The organism is Escherichia sp. E2661 (assembly GCF_004745185.1).
Lineage (GTDB): Bacteria > Pseudomonadota > Gammaproteobacteria > Enterobacterales > Enterobacteriaceae > Escherichia.
On record NZ_PDIG01000067.1, the window covers coordinates 1 to 1,073 of the forward strand.

The 1,073-nt window shown below is 53.1% G+C and carries 1 rRNA gene; it reads right to left on the minus strand.

Annotated elements, in window-relative coordinates:
• Window positions 1-1,073: ribosomal RNA gene (locus tag CRI63_RS23645) — 23S ribosomal RNA — on the minus strand; the annotation flags it as partial.

Consider the following 1,073-nt stretch of genomic DNA (forward strand, 5'->3'; position numbering starts at 1 on the left):
GTGTCGGTTTGGGGTACGATTTGATGTTACCTGATGCTTAGAGGCTTTTCCTGGAAGCAGGGCATTTGTTGCTTCAGCACCGTAGTGCCTCGTCATCACGCCTCAGCCTTGATTTTCCGGATTTGCCTGGAAAACCAGCCTACACGCTTAAACCGGGACAACCGTCGCCCGGCCAACATAGCCTTCTCCGTCCCCCCTTCGCAGTAACACCAAGTACAGGAATATTAACCTGTTTCCCATCGACTACGCCTTTCGGCCTCGCCTAGGGGTCGACTCACCCTGCCCCGATTAACGTTGGACAGGAACCCTTGGTCTTCCGGCGAGCGGGCTTTTCACCCGCTTTATCGTTACTTATGTCAGCATTCGCACTTCTGATACCTCCAGCATACCTCACAGTACACCTTCACAGGCTTACAGAACGCTCCCCTACCCAACAACACACAGTGTCGCTGCCGCAGCTTCGGTGCATGGTTTAGCCCCGTTACATCTTCCGCGCAGGCCGACTCGACCAGTGAGCTATTACGCTTTCTTTAAATGATGGCTGCTTCTAAGCCAACATCCTGGCTGTCTGGGCCTTCCCACATCGTTTCCCACTTAACCATGACTTTGGGACCTTAGCTGGCGGTCTGGGTTGTTTCCCTCTTCACGACGGACGTTAGCACCCGCCGTGTGTCTCCCGTGATAACATTCTCCGGTATTCGCAGTTTGCATCGGGTTGGTAAGTCGGGATGACCCCCTTGCCGAAACAGTGCTCTACCCCCGGAGATGAGTTCACGAGGCGCTACCTAAATAGCTTTCGGGGAGAACCAGCTATCTCCCGGTTTGATTGGCCTTTCACCCCCAGCCACAAGTCATCCGCTAATTTTTCAACATTAGTCGGTTCGGTCCTCCAGTTAGTGTTACCCAACCTTCAACCTGCCCATGGCTAGATCACCGGGTTTCGGGTCTATACCCTGCAACTTAACGCCCAGTTAAGACTCGGTTTCCCTTCGGCTCCCCTATTCGGTTAACCTTGCTACAGAATATAAGTCGCTGACCCATTATACAAAGGTACGCATCACCCCATAAAGACG